20 protein-coding genes and 1 pseudogene are annotated in these 24,318 nt (G+C 36.6%); all 21 read right to left on the bottom strand.

The window, feature by feature from the left end:
• Window positions 1–15: 15 nt before the first annotated feature.
• Window positions 16–1,251: an O-antigen ligase family protein gene (locus tag GT508_RS01250; protein WP_138376294.1), complete on the bottom strand. Its 1,236-nt coding sequence runs from the start codon at window positions 1,249–1,251 to the stop codon at window positions 16–18.
• 8 nt (window positions 1,252–1,259) lie between these two features.
• Window positions 1,260–1,868, bottom strand: a complete 609-nt coding sequence (gene rfbC, locus GT508_RS01245) for a dTDP-4-dehydrorhamnose 3,5-epimerase (RefSeq protein ID WP_028087012.1) — start codon at window positions 1,866–1,868, stop codon at window positions 1,260–1,262.
• Between the two features lie 91 nt (window positions 1,869–1,959).
• A complete protein-coding gene (rfbD, locus tag GT508_RS01240) occupies window positions 1,960–2,901 on the bottom strand; it encodes a dTDP-4-dehydrorhamnose reductase (protein ID WP_055213658.1) in 942 nt (313 codons plus the stop codon).
• A gap of 2 nt (window positions 2,902–2,903) precedes the next feature.
• Complete coding sequence (gene rfbB / locus GT508_RS01235; protein WP_028087014.1) at window positions 2,904–3,932, bottom strand: dTDP-glucose 4,6-dehydratase; 1,029 nt, start codon at window positions 3,930–3,932, stop codon at window positions 2,904–2,906.
• A 41-nt stretch (window positions 3,933–3,973) separates the two neighbouring features.
• The gene (gene rfbA, locus GT508_RS01230) at window positions 3,974–4,870 is read right to left on the bottom strand and encodes a glucose-1-phosphate thymidylyltransferase RfbA (protein ID WP_028087015.1); all 897 of its coding nucleotides are present in this window, start codon (window positions 4,868–4,870) and stop codon (window positions 3,974–3,976) included.
• 187 nt (window positions 4,871–5,057) lie between these two features.
• Window positions 5,058–6,008: a hypothetical protein gene (locus GT508_RS01225; protein WP_161143407.1), complete on the bottom strand. Its 951-nt coding sequence runs from the start codon at window positions 6,006–6,008 to the stop codon at window positions 5,058–5,060.
• A gap of 11 nt (window positions 6,009–6,019) precedes the next feature.
• On the bottom strand, window positions 6,020–7,126 hold the full coding sequence (locus GT508_RS01220; RefSeq protein ID WP_117597191.1) for an AAA family ATPase: 1,107 nt from the start codon (window positions 7,124–7,126) through the stop codon (window positions 6,020–6,022).
• Window positions 7,095–8,396, bottom strand: coding sequence for a DUF262 domain-containing protein (locus tag GT508_RS01215; RefSeq protein ID WP_055281596.1), 1,302 nt, complete (start codon window positions 8,394–8,396; stop codon window positions 7,095–7,097). The genes GT508_RS01220 and GT508_RS01215 overlap by 32 nt, the downstream gene beginning before the upstream one ends.
• A gap of 245 nt (window positions 8,397–8,641) precedes the next feature.
• Window positions 8,642–9,906, bottom strand: a pseudogene (locus GT508_RS15005) (AAA family ATPase).
• An 89-nt stretch (window positions 9,907–9,995) separates the two neighbouring features.
• Window positions 9,996–11,180, bottom strand: a complete 1,185-nt coding sequence (locus GT508_RS01200) for a MerR family transcriptional regulator (protein WP_161143405.1) — start codon at window positions 11,178–11,180, stop codon at window positions 9,996–9,998.
• Window positions 11,181–11,193: 13 nt separating this feature from the next.
• Entirely contained in the window at window positions 11,194–12,411 is a 1,218-nt protein-coding gene (locus GT508_RS01195) for a glycosyltransferase family 2 protein (RefSeq protein WP_161143404.1), read from the bottom strand.
• A 73-nt stretch (window positions 12,412–12,484) separates the two neighbouring features.
• Entirely contained in the window at window positions 12,485–13,960 is a 1,476-nt protein-coding gene (locus GT508_RS01190) for a glycosyltransferase family 2 protein (protein WP_161143403.1), read from the bottom strand.
• A 23-nt stretch (window positions 13,961–13,983) separates the two neighbouring features.
• A complete protein-coding gene (locus GT508_RS01185; RefSeq protein WP_161143402.1) occupies window positions 13,984–16,161 on the bottom strand; it encodes a glycosyltransferase in 2,178 nt (725 codons plus the stop codon).
• Between the two features lie 16 nt (window positions 16,162–16,177).
• Window positions 16,178–17,845, bottom strand: a complete 1,668-nt coding sequence (locus GT508_RS01180) for a glycosyltransferase family 2 protein (protein WP_161143401.1) — start codon at window positions 17,843–17,845, stop codon at window positions 16,178–16,180.
• 12 nt (window positions 17,846–17,857) lie between these two features.
• Window positions 17,858–18,460, bottom strand: a complete 603-nt coding sequence (locus GT508_RS01175; protein WP_139009771.1) for a hypothetical protein — start codon at window positions 18,458–18,460, stop codon at window positions 17,858–17,860.
• 16 nt (window positions 18,461–18,476) lie between these two features.
• The gene (locus GT508_RS01170; RefSeq protein WP_055281614.1) at window positions 18,477–19,211 is read right to left on the bottom strand and encodes an ABC transporter ATP-binding protein; all 735 of its coding nucleotides are present in this window, start codon (window positions 19,209–19,211) and stop codon (window positions 18,477–18,479) included.
• A 14-nt stretch (window positions 19,212–19,225) separates the two neighbouring features.
• Window positions 19,226–20,002 carry an ABC transporter permease gene (locus tag GT508_RS01165; protein WP_055281616.1) on the bottom strand — a complete coding sequence of 259 codons (777 nt, stop codon included), beginning with the start codon at window positions 20,000–20,002 and terminating at the stop codon, window positions 19,226–19,228.
• A gap of 32 nt (window positions 20,003–20,034) precedes the next feature.
• Complete coding sequence (locus GT508_RS01160) at window positions 20,035–21,954, bottom strand: DUF2142 domain-containing protein (protein WP_161143400.1); 1,920 nt, start codon at window positions 21,952–21,954, stop codon at window positions 20,035–20,037.
• A gap of 20 nt (window positions 21,955–21,974) precedes the next feature.
• Window positions 21,975–22,331: a DUF2304 domain-containing protein gene (locus GT508_RS01155; RefSeq protein ID WP_161143399.1), complete on the bottom strand. Its 357-nt coding sequence runs from the start codon at window positions 22,329–22,331 to the stop codon at window positions 21,975–21,977.
• Between the two features lie 10 nt (window positions 22,332–22,341).
• Window positions 22,342–23,034 (bottom strand): glycosyltransferase family 2 protein, encoded by a 693-nt coding sequence (locus GT508_RS01150; RefSeq protein WP_161143398.1) that lies wholly within the window; start codon window positions 23,032–23,034, stop codon window positions 22,342–22,344.
• Window positions 23,035–23,036: 2 nt separating this feature from the next.
• Complete coding sequence (locus tag GT508_RS01145; RefSeq protein ID WP_161143397.1) at window positions 23,037–24,317, bottom strand: lipopolysaccharide biosynthesis protein; 1,281 nt, start codon at window positions 24,315–24,317, stop codon at window positions 23,037–23,039.
• Window position 24,318 lies beyond the last annotated feature (1 nt).

Below are 24,318 nucleotides of genomic sequence, written 5' to 3'. Positions count from 1 at the left end.
AGGAACCGTATCATTTTACTTTTGATACGGTTCCTGCTTTTTATTAAAATACATATTGATCATCAATAATCCGATCATCTGAAATCCATTCTGTAGTCCGAGAAATGCAGGATTAAATGCAGGTCTTATCACAAACCAGCCCAATCCGATCAAAGTAAATACTTTAATGACCCAGGTGTTTTTTCTGGCATACTTTACGATTTTTCTTATGTATATCAGGAGAACTCCTCCAACAAAAACTACAAATCCTAAAATTCCCATCTGGTAACAAAATGACAGATATTCTATTTCATATGAAAACGGTATCGATCCACTTCTTGTATAATCACTTATGTAGCTTCCAAATCCATGCCCGAATACCGGTGATTCCTTCACTCCGTTTATCAATTCTCTCATTTGTATCTGTCTGACATCATCTGATTCCACAGCAAATGAAGAAAAGAACCGGAATCCTATCATTTGTATCACAGGCTTCAACCATAATACCGACGAAGCAAGCACAAGAATCACCCCGATGCATCTTACCTTCTTCGGGATTTTCTTCCAATAATATAACACTGCAACAAACGCAAAGCAGCAGAATTCAACCATCAAAACTCTCGAAAATACAATCAATGTATAAATCCCGCTCAATGCAAACAGCAGACTTCTGATGCTTTTTTTATATTTCTCCATCATCCAGTAAAACGGCATCAATGTCACCACTATAATATCAGATGAAGTCTGCACACGGATCAGCAATAATCTGCCCAAATGCATTGTCATCGTCGATGCTTCCGTTCCAAACATGTTTAGATAAAATTCTATTACAGCCTCATATTCTATCAACTTACATACAAAGACGATTTCTATGATTATTTTTCCCAGAATCTTCAAAAGCATCATATAAAGGATACATTCTACAATCTTTTCCGGTTCAGCCAATTCATATCTGACCAGAAAATACAATTCTACAAACACAATTACCGAGATATAAAATAATCCCGTAAATTTTATGCTCCATTCATTTCCAAGAATGTAACTGACTATACATGCCAACAATCCCAAAACACCTAAAGTAATCTCCAGCTTCGCACTTTTTATAATCTCAAGGCTTTTTCTTTGTAAAACCAGGCATATTCCTCCCAGAATAATCAACAGGCATACCAATATTTTCTGAATTGGTATGCCCTTCATTACTCCCGTTGGAAGTGCATAACTTATGATGCACAGATAAATCACAACATTCAGTAATTTTGATAACTTATTCATAGTTTATCCTAAAAATGGAACGTATCTTTCAGTCCAACCCACAGCTGATCCTTATCACTTAAGTTCAGTGCAGTACCGTCTTCCAGCGCATAACCTTCTCCGGATGCTGTTCCTTTATACTCTCCTGTCAGTGTCGGCCACTCAATACCGATCTCAGGATCGTTCCATGCAAGACCACCTTCGTCTCCCGGATGATAGAAGTCTGTACACTTGTAGCAGAACTCGGCAAGATCACTTAATACCAGGAAGCCGTGTGCGAATCCTTCCGGAATATAGAACTGTTTCTTATTTTCTTCTGTCAGTTCTACACCGAACCATTTTCCGTATGTCTCGCTGTCACTTCTTAAGTCTACTGCCACGTCAAATACAGAACCTTTTACGACACGTACCAGTTTTCCCTGTGGAAATTCTTTCTGGAAATGTAATCCTCTTAAGACTCCCTTTGTAGAACTTGACTGGTTGTCCTGAACGAACTGCATTGTAAGTCCTGCTTCTTCCATATCTTTCTGGTTATATGTCTCCATAAAGTATCCTCTTGCGTCACCATGTACTGTTGGTTCAATTACACAGAGTCCCTGGATACCGCCTGCGTTTTTTTCTACTTTAATCTGTCCCATTATTACGTCTCCTTATTGATTTAAATAATTTATACGTGAGTTAATCCCAGCCACGTCATGTGGCTGAGATTATTCTTCACCTATATAAAATTTAGAATTCGATTTCTTTTAGATATCTTCCAAGCGCATCCTGCCATGTCGGAAGTGGAGTAAATCCATTTTCCACAAGTTTACTCTTGTCCAGTCTGCTGTTGAAAGGTCTTGCTGCTTTGGATACACCGTACTCTTCTGTTGTTACCGGCAGAACCGTCACCTTGTCTTCGCCGTATTCGTCATGACCAAGCTCTGCTGCCTGGCGGAAGATTTCCTTTGTAAAATCATACCAGCTGATATATCCGCCTTCATTTGTTGCATGATAGTAACCATATTTGTCAGTCTCGATCATGTCAACGAGAAGTCTTGCAAGGTCAAATGTATAGGTTGGTGTTCCGATCTGGTCATTTACAACTTTCAATGTATCGTGTGTCTTTGCTACATTGAGCATTGTCTTGATAAAGTTCTTACCGTTCTTTCCGAATACCCACGCGATACGTACGATGAAGTATTTATCCAGCGTCTCCGATACCGCAAGCTCTCCGGCAAGTTTTGTCTCTCCATATACATTCAGTGGTTTGTAATCCTTACAGTCAGGTTCCCAGGCTTTCTCTCCCTGTCCGTCAAATACATAGTCTGTACTGATGTATACCATCTTACAGTCTAACTTTTTACACACATCTGCAATGTTCTTTGTTCCTGTTGCATTGACTGCTTTTACGATGTCTTTCTTATCTTCGTCCTCTGCAAGATCTACGGCCGTCCATGCAGCACAGTGTACCACTACATCCGGTTTTGCATCTGTCAGAACTTTTTCTACAGAAGATGCATCTGTGATATCCATCGGCACATATGGCATTGTTGTTACCGCTGTACCATCCTGGATTCCGCTGTATGTTTCTTTGATGTCAGAACCGATTCCCTCATAACCACGGGATGCCAGTTCGTTCATCACGTCATGACCAAGCTGTCCGCCAACACCTGTCACTAATACTTTCATTCTTAAATCTCCTCCCGGTGAGCATACATTTTCTCATAATAGTTCTGGTATTCTCCGGAAATGATCGTCTCCCACCATTCCTTATTTTCAAGATACCATTTGATCGTCTTCTTAATACCATCTTCGAATTTGGTCTCCGGAAGCCATCCAAGTTCGTTGTGGATCTTTGTAGGATCGATCGCATAACGCATATCATGTCCCTTACGGTCTGCAACGTGAGTGATCAGACTTTCCGGTTTTCCAAGCTCTTTACAGATGATCTTAACGATCTCGATGTTTGTCTTCTCGTTGTGTCCACCTACGTTGTACACTTCTCCGACTCTTCCATTATGAATGATCAGATCGATTGCCTTGCAGTGATCTTCTACATATAACCAGTCACGTACATTTAATCCTTCTCCGTATACCGGAAGCGGCTTGTCATTCAGTGCATTGGCGATCATCAGCGGGATCAGTTTCTCCGGGAAGTGATATGGTCCGTAGTTATTAGAACATCTGCTGATAGATACCGGCAGTCCGTATGTTCTGTGATAAGCAAGAACTAACAGGTCTGCTGCTGCCTTAGATGAGCTGTATGGGCTGCTTGTGTGGATCGGTGTCTCCTCTGTGAAGAACAGGTCTGGTCTGTCAAGCGGCAGATCGCCGTATACTTCATCTGTAGATACCTGATGGTAACGTTTGATACCATACTTTCTGCAGGCATCCATCAGTACAGCAGTACCTTTGATGTTTGTGTCCAGGAATACTTCCGGGTTCTCGATAGAACGGTCTACGTGGCTTTCTGCTGCGAAGTTTACAACCATGTCCGGTTTCTCTTCTTCGAATAATTTGTACACTGCTTCACGGTCTGTAATGCTTTCTTTTACAAAACGGAAATTCGGATTGTCCATTACAGGCTCCAGTGTAGATAAGTTACCTGCATATGTCAGGCAGTCCAGACAAACGATGCGATAGTCCGGGTATTTGTTTAACATATGAAATACAAAGTTACTTCCGATAAATCCGGCTCCTCCGGTTACAATAATTGTCATTTTTTGATTTCTCCTTTTTGTATCATTTCTTAGTATAGATTTTAGTACAGATTTTCTTTATATTTTCCATCCAGGACGTCCTTTAAGTACTGTCCATACTGGTTCTTCTTCAGAACTTCATATACTTCCATTACCTCGTCCTTGCTGATCCATCCGTTCAGGTATGCGATCTCTTCCAGGCATGCGATCTTACGGTGCTGATGTGTCTCAACCGTCTTCACGAAGTTGGTTGCATCTACAAGGCTTTCGTGTGTACCTGTATCCAGCCATGTGAATCCCTGTCCGAGAAGTTCTACATTCAGATCACCTTTCTCAAGATATACACGGTTCAGATCTGTGATCTCCAGTTCTCCACGTGCACTTGGCTTTAACTCTTTTGCATACTTCACAACATTATTGTCATAGAAATACAATCCTGTTACACAGTAGTTGCTCTTTGGCTGCGCCGGCTTTTCTTCGATGGAAATAGCTTTTCCTTCGTGATCAAATTCTACGATACCGAAACGTTCCGGATCATCTACATAATATCCAAATACAGTAGCTCCCTTTCCGGTCTCTGCATTCTCAACAGCAGCTTTCAGACGTTTATTCAGTCCATGACCTGCAAAAATGTTATCTCCGAGAACCATTGCTACTGTATCATCACCGATGAATTCTTCTCCGATGATAAATGCCTGAGCAAGTCCGTCCGGGCTTGGCTGTACTGCATAAGACAGATTCACACCAAACTGATGTCCATCTCCCAACAGTTCTTGGAATCTTGGTGTATCCTGTGGTGTTGAGATGATCAGGATATCACGGATACCTGCGTTCATCAGCACTGACATTGGATAATAGATCATCGGCTTGTCATAGATTGGCAGTAACTGCTTTGATGTTACCATTGTTAATGGATACAGACGTGTGCCTGAACCACCTGCTAAAATAATTCCTTTCATTTCAGGAACCTCCTCGTTTTGTATAAATAGGTTATCAAGTTCTTTACTTTCTATTCTAGTCTCCATGTTCCGTGTTAATTAGATTATAAAAGGTGACCTTAGGTCACCTTCAAGTACTTTTTTTATTTTTTTGTAACTTTCCTGTAATATTTAAGAAGTTCTTAAGAATTACTTCTGGTATTCATCTCTAATGTGGATACTTTTTGGTTGGCAGCTTATGTCCTATATGCCCTATATACATCTTCTTTTGTGTTGTATCCGGATAAAAAAATATTCTTCCGGCATATCCTCCAGTAAACCTTGTATGCCATGAAAACAGTTGTGCATTTCCTTCCGGTAACAAAAAAGTATGTTCCGTCTCATATTGTTCTAATGTTAGCGGTGTTTCCGGTGAAGCTTTAGGTAAAAGCCTCTTGTCAAATTGGTTTCCCATTTTTTCAGCTGCCACCTGTAATTCCAACAGGCGTTTATACACTTGTCCCGCTTCTGCAACACCTACATTCTTATAACATCCATTTATCGCATTTTCACAAAAGATTAAATTCGGAAATCTAGTCTCTTTACATTTCAAAACATCTTGTGCTGACCGGATCTCTGCACGCCACTCTTTCCTTTTTTCCTTGTACTTTTCTTCAAAAGGCTCTACATTCTTCTGACACGATACATTCGGGACCTGTACATGTTCTTCCTTTAACTCGTCCTTCTCATTAAATGTCACATAATATCCACTAATCTCAGGGGTTTCCCAATAGTCATCACTCAAAAAACTAATCGTCACGCCCTCTGTTTCATATGCCAGCAGACATCCCTTTGATATATATTTCTTCCCTTGAATTTCTAGATTGAATTCGCTTTCCAATTCAACCTCCGAAGGATCATATATCACGGATTTATTTAATAACGCTCGGAATCTTCTCTTTGTTTCCATATCTACAACCGGATCATTTCTCCACTGTTCTATTCTGTAATTTTTTGCCAATTCAAAAGAACAATAATTCTGATCCATAAGCACAGAGTCATTTATAATTATTTTCTTCACTTTCGAATATGTATTCAAAAAACTATCCATAATCTGTCTGCCCTCGGATATTGTATCTACCGGAAATTTTGCAGACAAGTCATTTATTATCATTTGCATACTTGTATCCTCTAGAACAATTCATCAATTGCCCTGTCCCATTCATCAAAGAACCCTTCCGGCCAGAAGCTCAGTCTTCCATCTTTATATAAGACCGGATTATCAATAACTGGGATAGAACTGTATTCTTCTGTATCGGCTTTTTTTCTGGAAAAATAATATAGGCGCACTATATCCGGATCAATCATATTATGTTTTGCACACAAACGTATTCCATTCAAAATATGATCACTATGCGTTTCTACAATAACCTGCACACCTCCCTGTGCTGCTCTGGCGATCAGTTCTCCCATTTTTCTCTGTCCTCTTGGATGTAAATGCGCTTCCGGATTCTCCAGAATGATTAATTCTCCCTTTTTCGCCTTCACAAGTGCCAGCACAATTGGTAATACATAAGAAATACCAAAACCAACATTCTGCGCAGTAAAGTAGTCTGCTCCTATATTTCCCTCCTGATGCACCATAAGACCAATTCTGTTGCTATGTCCATAATCTTCCATTCGAAGAGACACACCCGGCGTAATCTCCCCCAGCCAACATTCTACCTGTCTTTGAAGTCGTCTACTCGGTTCCTCATCATAAAGAATATTTTTATTTTCAACTTCTTCTGACTCGTGCGTCTGTAAATAGTGTACCGCATACTCTCCATGATTTCCGATTTGTTCCTGTTCCCAGACTTCGTAATATGATTTTTCATAACTACTTTGTGGTCCCAGACGATCCGCCGCAATATAGTTAAATCCACTTCCAAACAAATTCATATCTTTAACCATATTTATGTCTATATTTTCTAATAATTTCAGAAAATCTGCCATACCATTATAATCATATTCTGCCGACAGCATCGTACTTTCATCGCTTATTTTCATTTTTATGCGATTCTCTTCTGCCTCTGTATATAATACATCTTTTCCCACACCAAGATTTGTATATTTTCCATTCAGATAAATGCCCTTTTCCAAAGCATTCTGTTCATACGACTGTCTTAACAACAACAGCATCTGTATTATCGTAGACTTCCCCATACTGTTTATTCCCGACAGTAAATTCAAATTAGACATCTCCAACGAAATATCTTTGAAACATTTAAAATTCGATGCTTCTATTCTTTGTATCATCTAAGACTCCTCTCAATAAATTCTCAATTCTTGTAAACCGAAATAAAAAGGATTTTTTATCACTTGCTTTAATAATCTGCAAAAACACCTCATCATTACAAAGTTTCATAAATCTTTTATATACTTCTTTCTTTTCTTCTGCTAATTTTTTTAATTCCGAATCATTTAACACAAACATACTTCTGCACCATGCTTCATAAATTGCTTTATTAATCGGGCGGCGCATTCCATTCTCCCCTAATTTTCGAAATGCATATTTTCCCATGATAATTCTGGAATATCTCATCACACGTATGAACTGCTGCTCCATCAGTTCTTCATCCACACATTCTTTGGAATTCAGAAATTCCATTGCTCCATTCAGATAATTATCCGGTACTCCTTCATATTTTTCAATTCCATAATAGCAAACCGCTATAAATCTAAGAACAAATTCCTGATCCATCATCCGGTCTTCTTTTATGCTAAAGGTGGTTGCAGATAAAAATTCCTGTATCTTTGCAAATTTTTTACATATCTTTGTTGCATTCCCCTGATATAATGCATGCCTTATTTCCTGTGGTTTTAATTCCAGTCCGCCTGTATTAATTCTTTTAAATATATTATATTTCACATTTACCGGAGTTCCACTTTTTACAATATAAGCGACAATATTCGTCTCTTCAATACGTCTTACAAACGCTCTCGGAAGTTCTGAAAATGTCAATCCATTCAAGTCACTGAAGAATTCCAGTCCAGTAAGCTTCAGCGTCTTATCAATCACAAACTCTTTCAATGCCGTAAGTCTTTGAAGTCCATCTATAATCAGCCACGAATCAACAATTCCACCATCAAAATAAAAAGCCGGAATAGGTATTCTTAAAAACAAAGACTCTATTAACTGACTTTTTTGAATGTCCGTCCACAATCCACCCTTTCTCTGAAAATCCGTATTCATATCAATCTCTTTATATTGTAAGCGCTTAATCAAACTTGATAATTCCATTGTCTTCATATCGATATCAATCTTACTTGGATCAAACGGACGGATCATCGGTATTGTCTGTTCATCATTTTCAACTTCTGCATCCTGTTCCTGAACATCATCGATAACTTCTATATTCATCTTACTTAGATAAGCTTTTATCCGATTGTACATCTCCTCTGTCTGCTTTTCAGATGATAATTCTACCCAGTAATTGCTCACAAGCATAGAACTTATCTTTCCTGACTGTTTTTCACCAATTTCCACCAACAAATCTAAGTCCTTTTTTTCTTTTTCGCTAAACATGTATACTCTCCCGTTTCCGTGCATATAATATTCAACAACTAATAGCTTAACCTTTAATTATTATACTTCCTCAAAGGATTATTGTAAAATGGAATCTGAATACGCAATCAAAATATCCCTCACAAAACATATACATGACAATCCCATCCGTCCATATTACTGGAGTTTAATAACATATACGACCCAATGGGTTCAGATTATCGGTGGATGGGAATCATCTCCTGCAGCCTGCATGGAAACCGCTCTTAAGTATTATCAGAATCATCTCCAATCATAACTTTACAATCCTTCTTATAACATGCAATTCCGTATTTTATAAACTGCCGCATACCGTCCTGCTTCAGTCTTGCCATATAATCCTTTTCTTCAATCTGCTGCAATTCAACAACCACACCTGTGCGGTCTTTCGGGATCTCAATCAGGATATCACTGTATCCAAGTTCAGATACCCGGTTGTAAAAAGAACGCTCCACAGATTTTCTATTGAACTATCTAATTCATTATAAGTCAGATCCTGACGAATCTCCTTTATAATCGATTCTCCGGCGATCAGCTGCTCAATCTCATTTTTCGTCCGGTAATCCGCCTTATCAATAAAACGCCGTACCATAGCGTTTCCACTGGTATTCGACCAGTAGTCTTCCGGCAGTGCATTGATATCCGCACAACGATTCTTGCAATAATTGATCACATCCCACGGACAGTATACATCCGTTTCACCGAACTGGTATCCGTCATACCATTCTTTCACGGTATCGTAGCATTCCTTAATTCCATAGTATGACAACATTTCTTTTACTTCCGTATCTGTAAATCCGAAATATTCATCAAATTCTACATTGGTAATTGAATAAATATTAAAATTATTGAATCCCGTAAATATACTCTCTTTCGAAACACGAAGACAGCCTATCAGCACCGCAAAGAACAAGTTCGAATTCGTCTTTAATGCATTACCAAATAATCCACGGATCAACATTACCATCTCATCATAATAACCATACTGGAAAGCTTTATCCAATGGCACATCGTATTCATCAATCAAAATGATCACTTCTTTACCGTAATGCTTTGCAAGCAGTTCAGACAATACAAGCAAACTCACCGGCATCCAGTTTCTCACTTTCTGTCAGAAAAGAGAATCTTCTGATTTCCCTCCCAACCACATACTGCATTGCTTCTCTGGCTGTCTGAAAGTTCTGTCCTTCGATTCCTTTTAAGCTTATAGAAATCACTGGAAACTTTCCCATATATTTATCGCATAATTCTTTTTCTTCAGAAATCTTTAATCCTTCAAAGACGGATTTGTCACTTCCGATTTCAAAAAAGGGTTGGAGCATATTCATATTCAGGCTTTTTCCGAAGCGTCTTGGGCGGGTGAAAACATTTACCTTTGCCCAGCTTTTAAGAAGTGCCGCAATGATTGTCGTCTTGTCTACATAATAAAATTTTCTTTGATTAGTTTTTCAAAGTTCTCCACACCTACCGGCAATTTTTCCCTGTTATTCATTTATTCATGCTCACTTTCTTGCCACATTTCAAAAAGCGCATTTATTAATGCATACATTTATTTTATTATACACAACATTTTTATTATTCTCAACCATTATACCCAACAAAAATCCCAGCATCTTTCGTAATATGAAATCCGCCGTCCGTCTTCTTCCGCACATAAGACTGGAACTCCTTGTAATGATCTAGGATATACTGTCCCTGATTTCCATGGCACGACAAGATATAAGAAATCAATGGCTCCGGTTCCGGCACGATAAGCGAATCCTCATACCGCCTCCACTCTATCTTTTCAAAATCCTTCTGAAGAATCTCTTCTCCGTTCTCTTTTCCAAAACGCTCGTACAGATTCTTTGCTGCCAGTACGATCCGGTCATCGAACTTCTGTACCAGTTCACTCACTTCTCTCATATGATCATTGCCATATGTACTGCAGACAAATCTTCCTCCCGGCTTCAATACACGTTTTACTTCTTTACAAACTTTCGGGATATCTTCGCAATAAAACAACACATGATTGGCAATTACAAGATCAAATGCATCCTTATCATATGGGATTCTTCCCGCATCAAATACACGGAATCTGAACCTGCTGTCGTCTGCACCGATCGTACGCCTTGCATCTCTTAACATTCCATCCGATATATCTGATACTACGATCTCCGTCTGTTCCGGGATCTTATCCCTGTCCACGTTCCAGAGTGTACCATCTCCACATCCCAGCTCCAGAACCTTCATTCCCGGCTTTAATTCCAATTGTTCGAAAATCCATGGAAACCATCCTTTCGTATTCTGCGAATACAGGCTATGTAGGTTAATTCTTGCGGAAATGTTTGATGCATCCTGATACTGGTTCTTCATACTCTTCTCCATACCGGTCAGATGGATCAGATTCAACATCTGACTCCAGTCAATGGAATGTTCTTTCTGTATCAGATCCGACGTATCCTGAATTGCCTGCTCCACTAGTTGCATCTGTTCGATGCGGTCACGGACTAATTTTAACTGAATGTTAAGAGAGTTGAGCATAAAGTGGTAATCTGCATCATCAATCGTCATATCACGAATATCATCCAGGGAAAATCCCAAATATTTCAGAAGTAAAATCTGCTGAAGTCTTGCAAAGTCTTCATCTGTGTAGAATCTTGCGCCCGCTTCCGTGACATAAGATGGTTTTAATATATTCTGTTTGTCGTAATAGCGAATTGTCCGCAGGGTCACATGGGCCATGCGGGCAAATTCACCGGATGAATAGTAGCCTGGTTTTTTCAACTTTCATTCCTTCTTACTTTTTTACTATTGTTCCAATTTTTCTTAATGGTTTTGTCAGTTTCCAGGAAGTCGAATTTTCATAGTCTTCTATGATTGCTTCCAACTCTTTTATTTTATTATCTCTGTCTGCTATGTCTTTTTCTAATACAAGTTTTTGTCTCTGAATACTTTCTTCTTTTTCTTGTACTAAGCCACGCAAATCCTCAATCGTTGCATCTTTTGCTTCTATTTCCCCCGGAATCCCGAAATTTCTCACTCTTAACTCTTTATAAAATTCAGGTAATGAAAAGCCTGATTTTTTCTGCAGAATCTCCAATATTTCCGGCTGTTCCAAAAGTTTTTCATATCGCATCAGTCCCAGAAAATTAACATCCTTTCCTGTACACCTTAACATAAACTCAGCTTTTTCACATTCTATCTCTTCTGCCGTGTCTGCCGTTTTATTAACAAATTCATTTCCAAAAAACTTTTTAAACTCTTCATCCGACATATAATCAAACATTTTGCTCTTTACCATTGTCTGTAAATTTAATGTCGCATAAATTTTTCCTAGTGAGAAACCACTTATTTTTCCTGCTGCTTCTTCCCATCTATATCTCACGAGTCTTTCATCCATTACATAAATCGGGAATTTTATAATCAGCCGCATCCACAATTCATAATCTTCTGCTCCTACAAATGCAAGGTTATAGTGACCGCCGACACATTCCAACGCTGCTTTTCTGATCACAGCAGATGCATTGCAGAGACAATTTCCGTTTTTCAAAAAGTATTTTATCCATTCTTCCTGTGAACGGTTTTTTACTTTATCAAATAATTCAAAAATATCACTAAATTTCGTATTTGCTTCTATCGAATCTTCATCAATAATATTTACTTTTGAAAAACACACTCCATATTCTGTATGTTCTTCCATAAATAAAACTTGTTTTTCTAGTTTTTCCGCTTCCCATACATCATCACTGTCAATCTTTGCAATGTATTCCCCTATTGCCATATCAATACCAAGATTTGAAGCATATGCAACATGGTTGTTCTTTTTACAAAATATGGTTTTTATTCTCGAATCTTTATAGCTATTGATAATATCCTGTGACCGATCCGTTGACGCATCATCAATAATAATCAATTCCCAGTTTGTATAAGTTTGATTTATTACACTCTCTATAGCTTCTGCAATATATTTTTCTTCATTATAATTTGCTAGGATTATACTCACTTTTGGTGTCATTTTTTCTCCCCCTCTCGGTCACACTTTTTAACTCACCCATGTTGAAAAGTTCTCCATTTCTCATCCATACTTTTTATATGTTAAAATATGCTTTAATCTGAGGATCTACAATAAATTTTCCATTTCCTTTTTCAACAATGATATCTTTTCCATATTTTTTCAAAAGTTCTGTTGACAACTGCTCCGTTCTCATCATCATAAACTTATCAGTAACACCATCTACACATTGTGTCAATTCATCTCTATGAAAATAACCAACCGCTTCTACAGGCTGTCCCTGAAATGCATACCCTTTTTGTCCTTTTAAGAACCCATTATGGTATATTGTCTGATTCTTTTTATTTATCAATTGGATTCCAACCACTCCATTTTCCGGGAACTGACAGATACCGATCATTTCTCGCATCCAGTTTTTGCTGATCATTCTGATAGAAGAATCTACAAATAAAACATATTCATATCTGATTTGTTCTTCTTTTACTTCTTTTATAGATTTTACTGCTATGAACTGGCATTTCACTTTTCCGGCTGTCTTTTTTATTGATTTCATGCATTTTTTCACATCTGTTTTATTGTTACCTACAAAGCAGACAGTAACTCCTGTTTTCTCTTTCACTTTATATGTTACATGATAAAAGCCACGATAATACAATTCCCGTACTTTTCCAGGTCTGTCAACACGTTTAAGATGTTCTTCTATCGCACGCTTTCCCGCATCATATGCATACAATTTACTTTCCGGATTCTCTGCTGTTGAACTTTGATGTACTCGCCAATGATACAATATCTTAGGAATATGATATATCCCCTCTGCCTTTTCTATGCACCGCAAGATCAAGTCATAATCCTGTGCTCCATCAAAATCATTCCGGAATCCACCTATCTCTTCTACAATCAATCTTTTTACAACAAACAGATGGCAAATATAATTATTGGATCTTAACAATTCAATATTAAAATCCGTTTTAAAATGAGGTTCAAATCTTTTTGCACTGTCGGCAGTAATTTTATCTTCATCACTGTAAATAACATCTGCCTTTTCATTATCATTTACACACCGCACTACTTCAAACAGTGCATCTGGTGCCAGAAGATCATCATGATCCAGCAATGCAATATATTCTCCTGACGCTATTGCGATCGCAGCATTGGTATTATCCGCAATTCCTTTATTTTTCGTTAACTTCTTTACAATTATCCTTTTATCTGCCTGTGCATATGCCTGTATCACCTGCATTACCTGATCAGATACACTTCCATCCGCAATACATAACTCCCAGTTTGAATATGTTTGCTGCTGTACCGACTCAATCATCTCTCTTAAAAACATTTCCGGTGTTTCATAAGTCGGAACGATTATACTTATTTTAGGATTATAAGCGAATTCATATTTTTTTTGCTTTTCCAGTTCTGCTTCAGTAATCGCATTTTTTTTCAGCCATGAATCATAATCGAAATTTTCTGCAGAATGATTTCTGAAAAGCTTTAATAATAACATTTTCATTCCATAATAATGATAATACCTTTTTAAGATGTCAATCTTACTCATTTATAATCGTTCCTTTGCTTTCATTAATCTTCGTATAAAGCTACGATTTCTTTGCGGATACTTTCCCAGTCTCTTGACTGTGCAGTTTTGATACCACCTTCATACAGGTGCTCCTGTAATCCTTTGTCTGTACAGATTCTTTCAATTGCGGCAATTCCTTTTTCAATCTTGCCAAGTGGATAAAGCAGGCAGTTTTCACCATCTACCAGATATTCTTTATTTCCATCATTCGGAACAACCACTGCATATCCACCTGTTGCCATCATTTCTAACGGCGGATATGAAAAACTTTCCAGGTAGCTTGTCTTTAACAGAATATCACACTGATTATATACATCAGCCACCTGATCAAACGGTACCTTATGAAGGAATTTATCTACACGATACCAGTCTTTTGGTTCTGCATTATAAGACATATACCATATCTCATACTTTTCTTTATCGAGTTCATTTGTGATTTTGAAACTTTCGTCAACATTTTTGTACTCTACTCCGCAATCTCCCTCGATCAGAATACGGATCTTTCCGTTCATCTCACGTTTATGGTGTGGGAAGTTTGCTTTTTCAATTCCATTTGGTGCATATCTGGCAATCTGTTCATAATCGTCTCTTAACCAGTCTTCACACCACTTTGAAATGGTAAGATACTGGATTGGTACCTTCGGGATATAACTCTGATTTGCAAATACTCTGAGCGGAACTCCCGGCTCATAGAAATCCGTTTCAAAATTCTGTACCAGATAATATCTCTTTTCGATATTCTGATAATTTTCAAGAAATGCAACCGTCGTCCACATAGTCGCAACAGCTTTGTCAATTCTTCCTTCTACCAGTCTGAGATCCTGACTCATTACCGGTATCTGATGTTCTTTAAATGTACACCATTGAATTGAATTATCTACATTGAAAAGTGTGACATCCATTCCCGCATCCTGAAGCATAACAGCATGCCACAGTGCCACCATAATTCCGCCACTGATATTCAGAGAAGGCAGTATAAATGCAATATTTGGTGTCGTGTATTTTTTTATAAATTTAACCAGTGGGAATCCTGTATATACAGTTACACATTTTTTTGTACAATATCTATGCGCATTTTCTGCAATCCGGTCTCTTTCTTTCTTATCTTCTACCAGTCTGCTTAATTGTTCTACCCATTCTTCTTCTGTATCACAGAGAATTCCTGTCTCTCCTGATACGATCATTCTCTGAAATGCACCCACATTACTTGCTACCGTTGGAACTTTCACCAGTGCTGCTTCCACCCATTTATTTTCGGATTTTGCTTCGTTAAAGATGCTCTGCTCTAACGGTGCCAGATTAATATCCACTTCCGCAATCAGCGACGGTAATTTCTTCCAGTCAACAAACGGATGAGATACCACACGTGCTTTATACTGCTGTAACGTTTCCGGAAGATCCAGTTCTCCAACCACATGCAGCTGAACCTGTGGATATTTTTCCATTACTTTAGTCAGTGCCGGCAATACCAGTTCAAAATCATCGTTGTGTGTCAGGCTTCCACTGAAATATCCGATTCCCACATGATCGTCTTTACGGGTTTTATTTTTTAACGCTTCTTTGGATAACGCACACATTTCTTCTGAGGCCGTATTTCGGTTAATAAATACTTCCGGTACATAATGTCCCAACTCTTCAGCAAGTCTTTCTGTCGTTGTAATTGCGGCATCACACAATTTTAATGTTCTACCCATCCGCATAACACCATCATCGTATAAAGCTCGTTCTTCTTTAGACATAGAATCCAGATATTTAATCGTATCTGTGTACTTTGTATCAACCACAAGATCATCGATATCAAATAGTACTCTTTTATTCAGCTTTTTGGCTAATTTTATAAATTCACCAATCATATCTGTGTATGGACATCTGAAAAAGACAAATGTACGATAATATCTGACCTGATCCAACTGCAGGTTTACATAATATACTTCGCCTGTAGAAATATTATTCGCTGCCAGCTGTTCTCTCTGATGTGTCACACGGTATCTCGCCGGATGAGGTACGCTTTCGTCACAACCATTGATGAATAATACATCTTTATAGACTCTGTCTTTTGCATCTCTTCCTACCGTTCTTGCCGTATGAACGTAACTCTTTGCTTTTCTTCCGACACTGATAATTCCTTCTTCTTTTAATGTATGAAGTGTTTTCGCCGTTAACTCTCGTATATCTGCCATCGTTTCCTCCTAATAATTATAAAATACCCAGTTCTGCCAGATTTTGATTGTAAAAATTATCTTTTTTACTGATTCTGCTTTCCCATTTTGAAATAAACTTCTGAATCTCTGTATCATCAACCTCAATTGTCAATGCTTTGGAATAAGAAAATTCTGCAAAACATGTCCATACAGTCCAAAGTCCCTGTTTTTCTCCATTCAGACAATAATCAATTATTTCGTATCCCGGAACATCTTCTTTCAATCCTCCAAGATTTCTCCACGCATTCTTCGATATCATGCAGCAATCTTTCCATGCTGCCGTAGTATTACGGACATGCCGCAACATTGCTTCATATCCCTGTTCTGCGCCGTTAACCCCCTGGCACAAGAATTTCACTTTCGCATTATCTCTAACATCCAAAGCAATACCTGCGTATGCAATCAGATTATTTTCAAAATATACTTTCGGGGATACGGCACATACATCTTGCCTCTGTGCAAACATCAGCATTTCTTCTACCCAGTCCGGATTCATTGGCAGACAATGAACATTTATCATAACTGCGTATTCTTCTTTCATACTATCTATCTGTTTATTTACATTATCAGCAAATGTACCGTTCTCTTTATTTGCATATACGACACGAATATTTTTATATGTGGTTTTTTCCAAAATTTTTTCTTTTGCCCTGTCATATTCTGTGTTCTTTTCTGCTCCATGCAAAATAAGCAGCACACCTGCATTGTCCGGAATTTCGTAATGTACACGGTAAATAGTCCGATACGGAAGATTACTTTCAACTTTCCCCGGCTCTTTCGTTCTTTCTAACTGTTCGCTGACTGCATGTATTGCAGCATCAACCGCGTAACTTTTTGAATCCAGATTCATCGAAACTGACTGTGGATGAACTCTCCAGTAATACAGAACCTTTGGAATGTGTACAATCTTTTCTGCCTTTTCCGTCAGTCTTAAAACCATATCATGATCCTGGCTGCCGTCAAATTCCGGTCTGTATGCCTGTCCAATCTGATCTAAAAGTGATTTTTTGAATACTGTAAAATGACAAATATAATTATGGGCTCTTAATTCATCTTTTCCAAATCCAGGTTTGAAGTTAAAGTCTGATGCATCCTCGATTTTTCCAGAGAACTTTACTTCATCCGAATATAAGAAATCTGCTTTTTCCTCTTCAATTACTTTCATCATTTCATATAATGCTGACTCATGCAAGATATCATCATGATCCAAAAGACCTATGTAGTCTCCTGTTGCAAATTTCAGACATTCATTGGTATTTTCCGATATTCCTTTGTTTTCTTCTAATACCTCATAGCAGATTCTTGAATCTTTTGAAGCATATTCTCTGCATATTTCACCTACGTATTCATGCTCCTTATCACTTCCATCTGCCAGACATAACTGCCATTTTGGATAAGTCTGTTTTTGCAGCGATTCCAATAATTCTCTCAGATAATTCTCTGGTGTATTATACAGTGGTGTAATAATACTAAATGATACCGGTGCCAGAAATTTCCTGTTTTTTTGATTTTCCCGCTCACCATCCGAAATCAGATGAAGTGAACGCACCCGGTTCCTGAATTTCTCTTCTTCTCTTTTTTTTCTGTAATGATCTCTTATTGCTCTAAGGACTGCAAATGGTCCCTGTTTTATCAACATCTTTATTACTTTCTTAATTTTCACTTTTGTACTCCACTATTTGAATAATTTATATAAGAATTTCATAAAAGCTATTACGTAAATGATAAATAACAATAATACACAAAATGTCTCTGCATCAAACCGGTTCGTAACCGCTTTCATGATCAATGTTCCGTCTGTCTCTTCATCATTGATCCAGAACTTTGTTCCTTGTTCTGTTTTTCTTTCAAAGCAGAACAATACTGCATTGTCCGGAATTTCTCCTTCTGTGCCGATAGAAAAAATATATTCTTTATCTTTACAGTTTTTCACAGTATCAAATTTAAAATTATAGAATTTTCCACTTTCCAGATCCGTCGCTTTCGTTTCGCCATTCGCAACTACTTTCTGCGTTTCTGCATCTGTAAGACTATATTTGATAACCGTATCTGATGGTGTACCTGTAATCCTGCATTTTACCCTAACACCATCCAATGTATCTTCATTACTTTTGAACCGTTCCTGTACAGTTTCATTCAGGAATGATCCTGTTGTTATATATTCGCTGGTATCCACTGCTCTGTCATATATATAATTATTCTTCCCTATATGTGCATATAAGAACGAACCTGCAACAATAATAATCCCTGCAATTATTATCTGAATCTTTTTTTTCATGCTATTACCTCATCTATTATGACTGACTATATTCTTTACAAATTTCATCTGCATCGCCAAACCTTTTCACATGCCCGTGTTCAAGCCATACAATTTTCTCACACAAACTTTCAACCTGTGCAATACTATGCGATACAAATAAAATAGTTGTCCCATGTTCCATCATTTTTCTGATGCGCTCTTCACACTTCTGTTGGAATCGGAAATCACCAACCGAAAGCACTTCATCAACGATCAATATGTCCGGTGTCCCGATCGTCGCAATTGCAAACGCAAGCCTTGACACCATACCTGAAGAAAAGTTTTTGACCGGAACATCCATAAAATTCTGGAGTTCTGAGAATTCCACAATATTATCGTAATGCTTTTCCATCTCTTCTCTTCCGTATCCCAACAATGCACCATTCAAAAATACATTTTCTCTTGCAGTAAGATCCATATCAAATCCGGCACCAAGCTCGATCAGCGGAGCAACTGTCCCGCAAACTTCAACTTTACCCGTCGTTGGTTTTAAAACTCCTGCAATTGTTTTCAACATTGTACTTTTTCCACTACCATTAAGTCCGATCAGTCCAAGTGATTCACCTTTATATACTTCAAATGATACATTCTTCAATGCCCAGAACTCATCAAACTTCACCTGTTTTTTTAATCTTTTGATCACATACTCTTTAAAGCTATCGAATTTTTCAGATGAAAGATTGAACTTCATCGAAACATCTTCTACTTTTATGATCGCCTGTTTTTCCATATTTTCACCGCTCCCTATATGTTCAAAATAAATTCATCCTGTGCTTTGTAGAATACTCTGAGTCCGATTACAAGTGCAAGTCCTGCTTCTATCACCGCAATAATAATTGATTTTGCATCAAAGATTGTATAATCCAACATCACATCTCTGAACATCAGCAGGATATTGGTAATTGGATTCAAATTTACGATTGGTTTCAGCCATGCCGGTAAAATTGACATTGGATAAATAATCGGTGTCAGATACATCAGTGCTGTAATGAATACCGAGTATAAATGCATGATATCTCTGAACTTTACAGCAATTGCCGAAAGAATCAGTCCAATTCCCATAGAGAATATTACTAACAATACCAATGGAATCGGAACAAGGATTACTGTCCAGTGCAATTCCGCTCTTGTCGCAACCATAACCAGAATCAGCGCTGTAAAAGAGGCCATCAGGTTAATAAAGCTTGAAAAGATTCTCGAAATAACAAATAAATATTTTGGTACATAAATCTTTCTGATCAGAGATGCATTTCCAAGAATTGCTCCCATCGCATTTGTCGTTGATTCAGAAAAAAAGTTAAAGATTACCTGTCCACTCAAAATAAACAACGGGAAATTCTCCACATCAAATTTAAACAGATTTGAAAACACGACTGATAATACAATCATCATTAACAATGGATTTAATAATGTCCACAAAACACCTAAGACGGATCTTCGATATTTAATTTTAATATCTCTTGCGACCAGTTCTTCTAACAGCGGCTGGAATTTTTTAAAATTTTGGATATATTGTTTCATTTTCAGCTCCTTATTTTTTTCTTCATTTAGAATTACAAACACTTATTTATTAATACTATCTGCCCGATTTCTCGGAATAAAATTGCATTACTAATTGTCATAATGCATAACTGATATTTTTCCAAAGAAATCGTATTTTTTAAGTTCTTATTTTGTATGCACAAATAAACAAAAAATGAAAACGGCAAATAATACCTTGCCTGTACTCCCTGAATGATTTCTTCTGCCACCTCAGTAAACGATATATACAACGCTGTCCATATAAAGACGATTGTAACAATAAAGACAATCAGAAAAGCAATCCTCGTACTGATATCTAATGTTTTTTTCTTAGTTTGCTTATCTCCATATGTATCTGTCAGTGCTACCCCTGTTAAAAAAGCTGCACATAAAGCAGAATATTTTCCATCCCCCAGATATGCAAAAGAATTCAACGCCTTCGGTCCCATGAACGAATCCTGAAGAGTATCTATAACATTTTTTCCCAAAACAACTGCATACGCAAAAGGCTGTTTTAATATATAAGATAACTGTAAAGCTCCGTTTGTATCTCCGCCTCTGGTATCCGATGATTGTTCGGGTGATGAAAGCACCGGCAATAAAAATGATGCCAATAAAGCGAAACATACAACAACTATAAAACCTTTAAATATCCAAGCATCTTTTTTTGAATAGAATTTTTCTTTTCTAAGTATCATACAACTTAATATCATCGGAAAATAAACCGCTTTCGGCAGACAGCCTAACACCATACACAATATAAATGCAATACGCCATCGATATTGGAATTTTTCTTCTTTTCTGATGAACTCTCTAACCAAAATGCACATTCCTAATATTAAAAATGCAATTACCGTAATATCATATGTATATACTGTACTCTGATAAATCATAAGTGGCATCATTCCCAATGCACATAATAATCTTTTTGCAATTGGAACAACCCATATTGCCAAACTCATTATCAGTGAATACAGCAAAACATTCGAAAATCTGCCAAGTAACCACATAATATAAAATGGCATATTAAAAATTTTTCCTATTTTTAAAAACAATGCCTGGAATATATACCCCACACTGTTTATTTGGAACGTATAATCATCAGCTACTATTCCACTATAATGATTTTTCGTATTAAGAACTCTTATATAATCTATTTTTTCTTCAACAGATTCTGTATTATCTCTTGTAGTTTCATTAATCATATATGCATTGCCATAATAATAATCAAGCGCTTGTGTTGCAGGTTCTTTTTCTTTTGTACAGCCAATCAGATAAGCATTTTTAAAATGTATTTGTTCATCCCATCCTGTAATATAAGGCGGCTGAAGTACCAGCAGACACGTAGCTGCTATAAAAGAACATACAAAAAAGGCAACTGCAGGATACTTTTTGTTTTCTTTTCTGAATACAAATAAAAACAAAAAAACAAATGTCAAACAACTCACAAATCCACCCAGCATCGGATTTAATTTCAATGAATTATCAATGCCGAAATTAAATACTTTTAATTTGTTATGCGAATCATTAAATTCCAACTCAATTGATGATGTCTTTCCATCAATGTTAACTACTGATCTCGGCATGTCCTGCATGTATTCATCTTTTATATCTTTGTTCTTTTTTACGCCATAAATATTATCTTTTTTTACATGTAGCAAAGAATTTGAAAAGAAACTGGATTCATATTCATACGTGAATTTATTAATATATTGTTTCGGCATTTTTATTATAATTTTTCCACCTTTTTCAGAAACAATATATTTTCCATTTTTTTCTTTTATATTTCCTCTGATTTCTATTTTGGAATTATCAATTGAATGTTTTCCTTTATTATCCCCTGCTTTTATATAATGAATGCCGGCATATCCCCCCATTATCACTCCACCGGCAATTATTGATATACATAATAGCACAATTATCTTTTTAAATTTTTTAATATAATCCTGCATAAAAAAACCTTCCTGTTAATTTAACTATGTGTATTTTGTTCATCATTCATTTTGTTCTCATATAAAGCAAGTTCCTGTGCCAATTGTTTCATTCGTATAGACACTCTCGAAATAGCAACCGTTAACACAAAAATAATGATCAATGAAAAACAAAATCCAAAAAAGAATAACATATTTACAGGGGCAGCAATACCAACTAAATCAGATATCCATTTAATTAATTTAGGGAAACAATCCAAAACCAATGTTCCCACACCCACAATCAACCATGCCAAAGCATATCTTAATTCTAATCTTTTTTTTCGAATCATATTAACTATAATACTTAATGCAATTATTACAATTATTGCAATTATAACTTGAATCTTGACCGTCATATTTCCACCTCTAATATTTTCTAATTCTTTCAATTAATATAGCCAACGGAACTTTTATCATGTAATAAACAGATTTCTTTAATGAAATTGATGATACTCCTCCTTCCCTCTCCTTCATAACAACCGGAATTTCTTCCACTTTCATTTTTCTCCGTAATATTGCTACCACACTTTCCGGCTCTGGATAATCTCTTGGATAATCATTAGCAAACAATCCCATCGCATTTCTTCCAACCATTCGGAGACCTGATGTTGGATCTGTAATTGTTTTTCCAGTCATCATTTTTATTAAACAAGTAAAAAATTTGATTCCTATTCTTCTTGTACTTGACGACTGAAAGCCTTTCTTTTCAATAAATCTTGACCCAATCACCATATCCAGTTCATGTTCCATAAGATATTGTGCCATTTTATCTAAAAATTCAGGATCATGCTGTCCATCTCCATCCACCTGTACTGCAACATCATATCCATACGCGTAAGCATACTTATACCCTGTTTGGACAGCTCCACCAATTCCCAAATTAATCGGTAAATTCACAATATTATATCCATTTTTTTCACAAATTTCCCTTGTACGATCTATTGAACAATCATTAATAATTACATAGTCAAATCCCTTTGCATTTTGTTTAATTGCTGTAACTGTTTTCTCAATGTTTTCTTCTTCATTATACGCAGGTATAATAATAATTTTTTTCATATTTAATTGCCTACTCTCCCATGATTTTTACTTCTTTTTATCATTTTTCTCACAAAACTAATCATAAAGTACAAAAATAAATATATAACTGTAACTAAAAAACTAAAAGCAGCGCCCTCCAAACCCTTCATTTCAACAAATTTGTTGGATATAACAGCTGTAATAATCGCAGATGTTATATACCCTATCAAAATACTTTTCGCTTTCCTCATAATTGTTAAAATGTAATACATAAAAAAAGATGCTGAATTAATTCCTCCTGCAATCATCAAAATAATAAGCAGTTTCCTATATGCATGCAAATCGCAACCACTTATTAATGAAAGTGCCGAAATTCCCAATATATATGCACCTATCACACAAATGACTGTAAACGCCATAATCATTGTTAATAATAATACTATTTTTTTTATAAATTTCTTTTCTTCATTTCCATAATACAATTCTGACAAACTCGTCAGTGCCGGTCTAAAAAAGAATGTTGCGAACAAATTCACTATTGACACCGGCATAAATAAAACCTGATAATATGACATACTTTGGCTTGACATATTATTATCAACAGCAATTCGTGACGCGCTTAATATATATACCCATAAAAATGCACCTATAAAAAATGGAAAACATTCATATAATATACTTTTCACATTATTCCATCTGCAATCTGGCTTTATTTTCCCATAATACTTTGCAATATTGATATTAAATATTATTACACAGATAAAAGACACAATGATTGCCAAAAGTATCGAAAGCACTATATTTTTTGATATGGCTAATGTTACAATTAATGCAATTGCAGATAGTACAGATCTAAATGTCATAGATTTCCCTGATAAATACAATTTCCCATTCAGTTGAAATTCTCCCTCATATATATCTGCGTATCCATCAATCATTCTATACAAACACATTAAGATAATCACAACAGCTTTGTATGGCACGTATTTTTTTACTAAAACATATGCAATGCTTACAAACATCATCGCCGTACATGTCAATATCTTTGCCCCATGATATTGTGAAAAAGTATACTTTCTATTTGTATCTGTCACCAAAAAAGTTCTCAATTCAAAAAAGGCAATATATAACATCATTTGACTTATTGTTACTGCAATAGAAAACACACCGCCAACTTTTTCCCCTGCGATTTGAATCACACATAGCGACAATGCCATTGAAACAAATGAAAAAATCCCACTCCCAACCATATTCCAAACAAAATTTTTTTTCTCTGTTACGTTTTTTTCCCCTATAATCACTTGCGTTAATCTATCATTCATT

This window comes from Dorea sp. BIOML-A1 (genome assembly GCF_009875615.1).
Taxonomy (GTDB): Bacteria; Bacillota; Clostridia; order Lachnospirales; family Lachnospiraceae; genus Dorea_A; species Dorea_A amylophila.
Note: the sequence above shows the minus strand (reverse complement) of the source record. Positions and strands in the feature narration are given on the sequence as shown.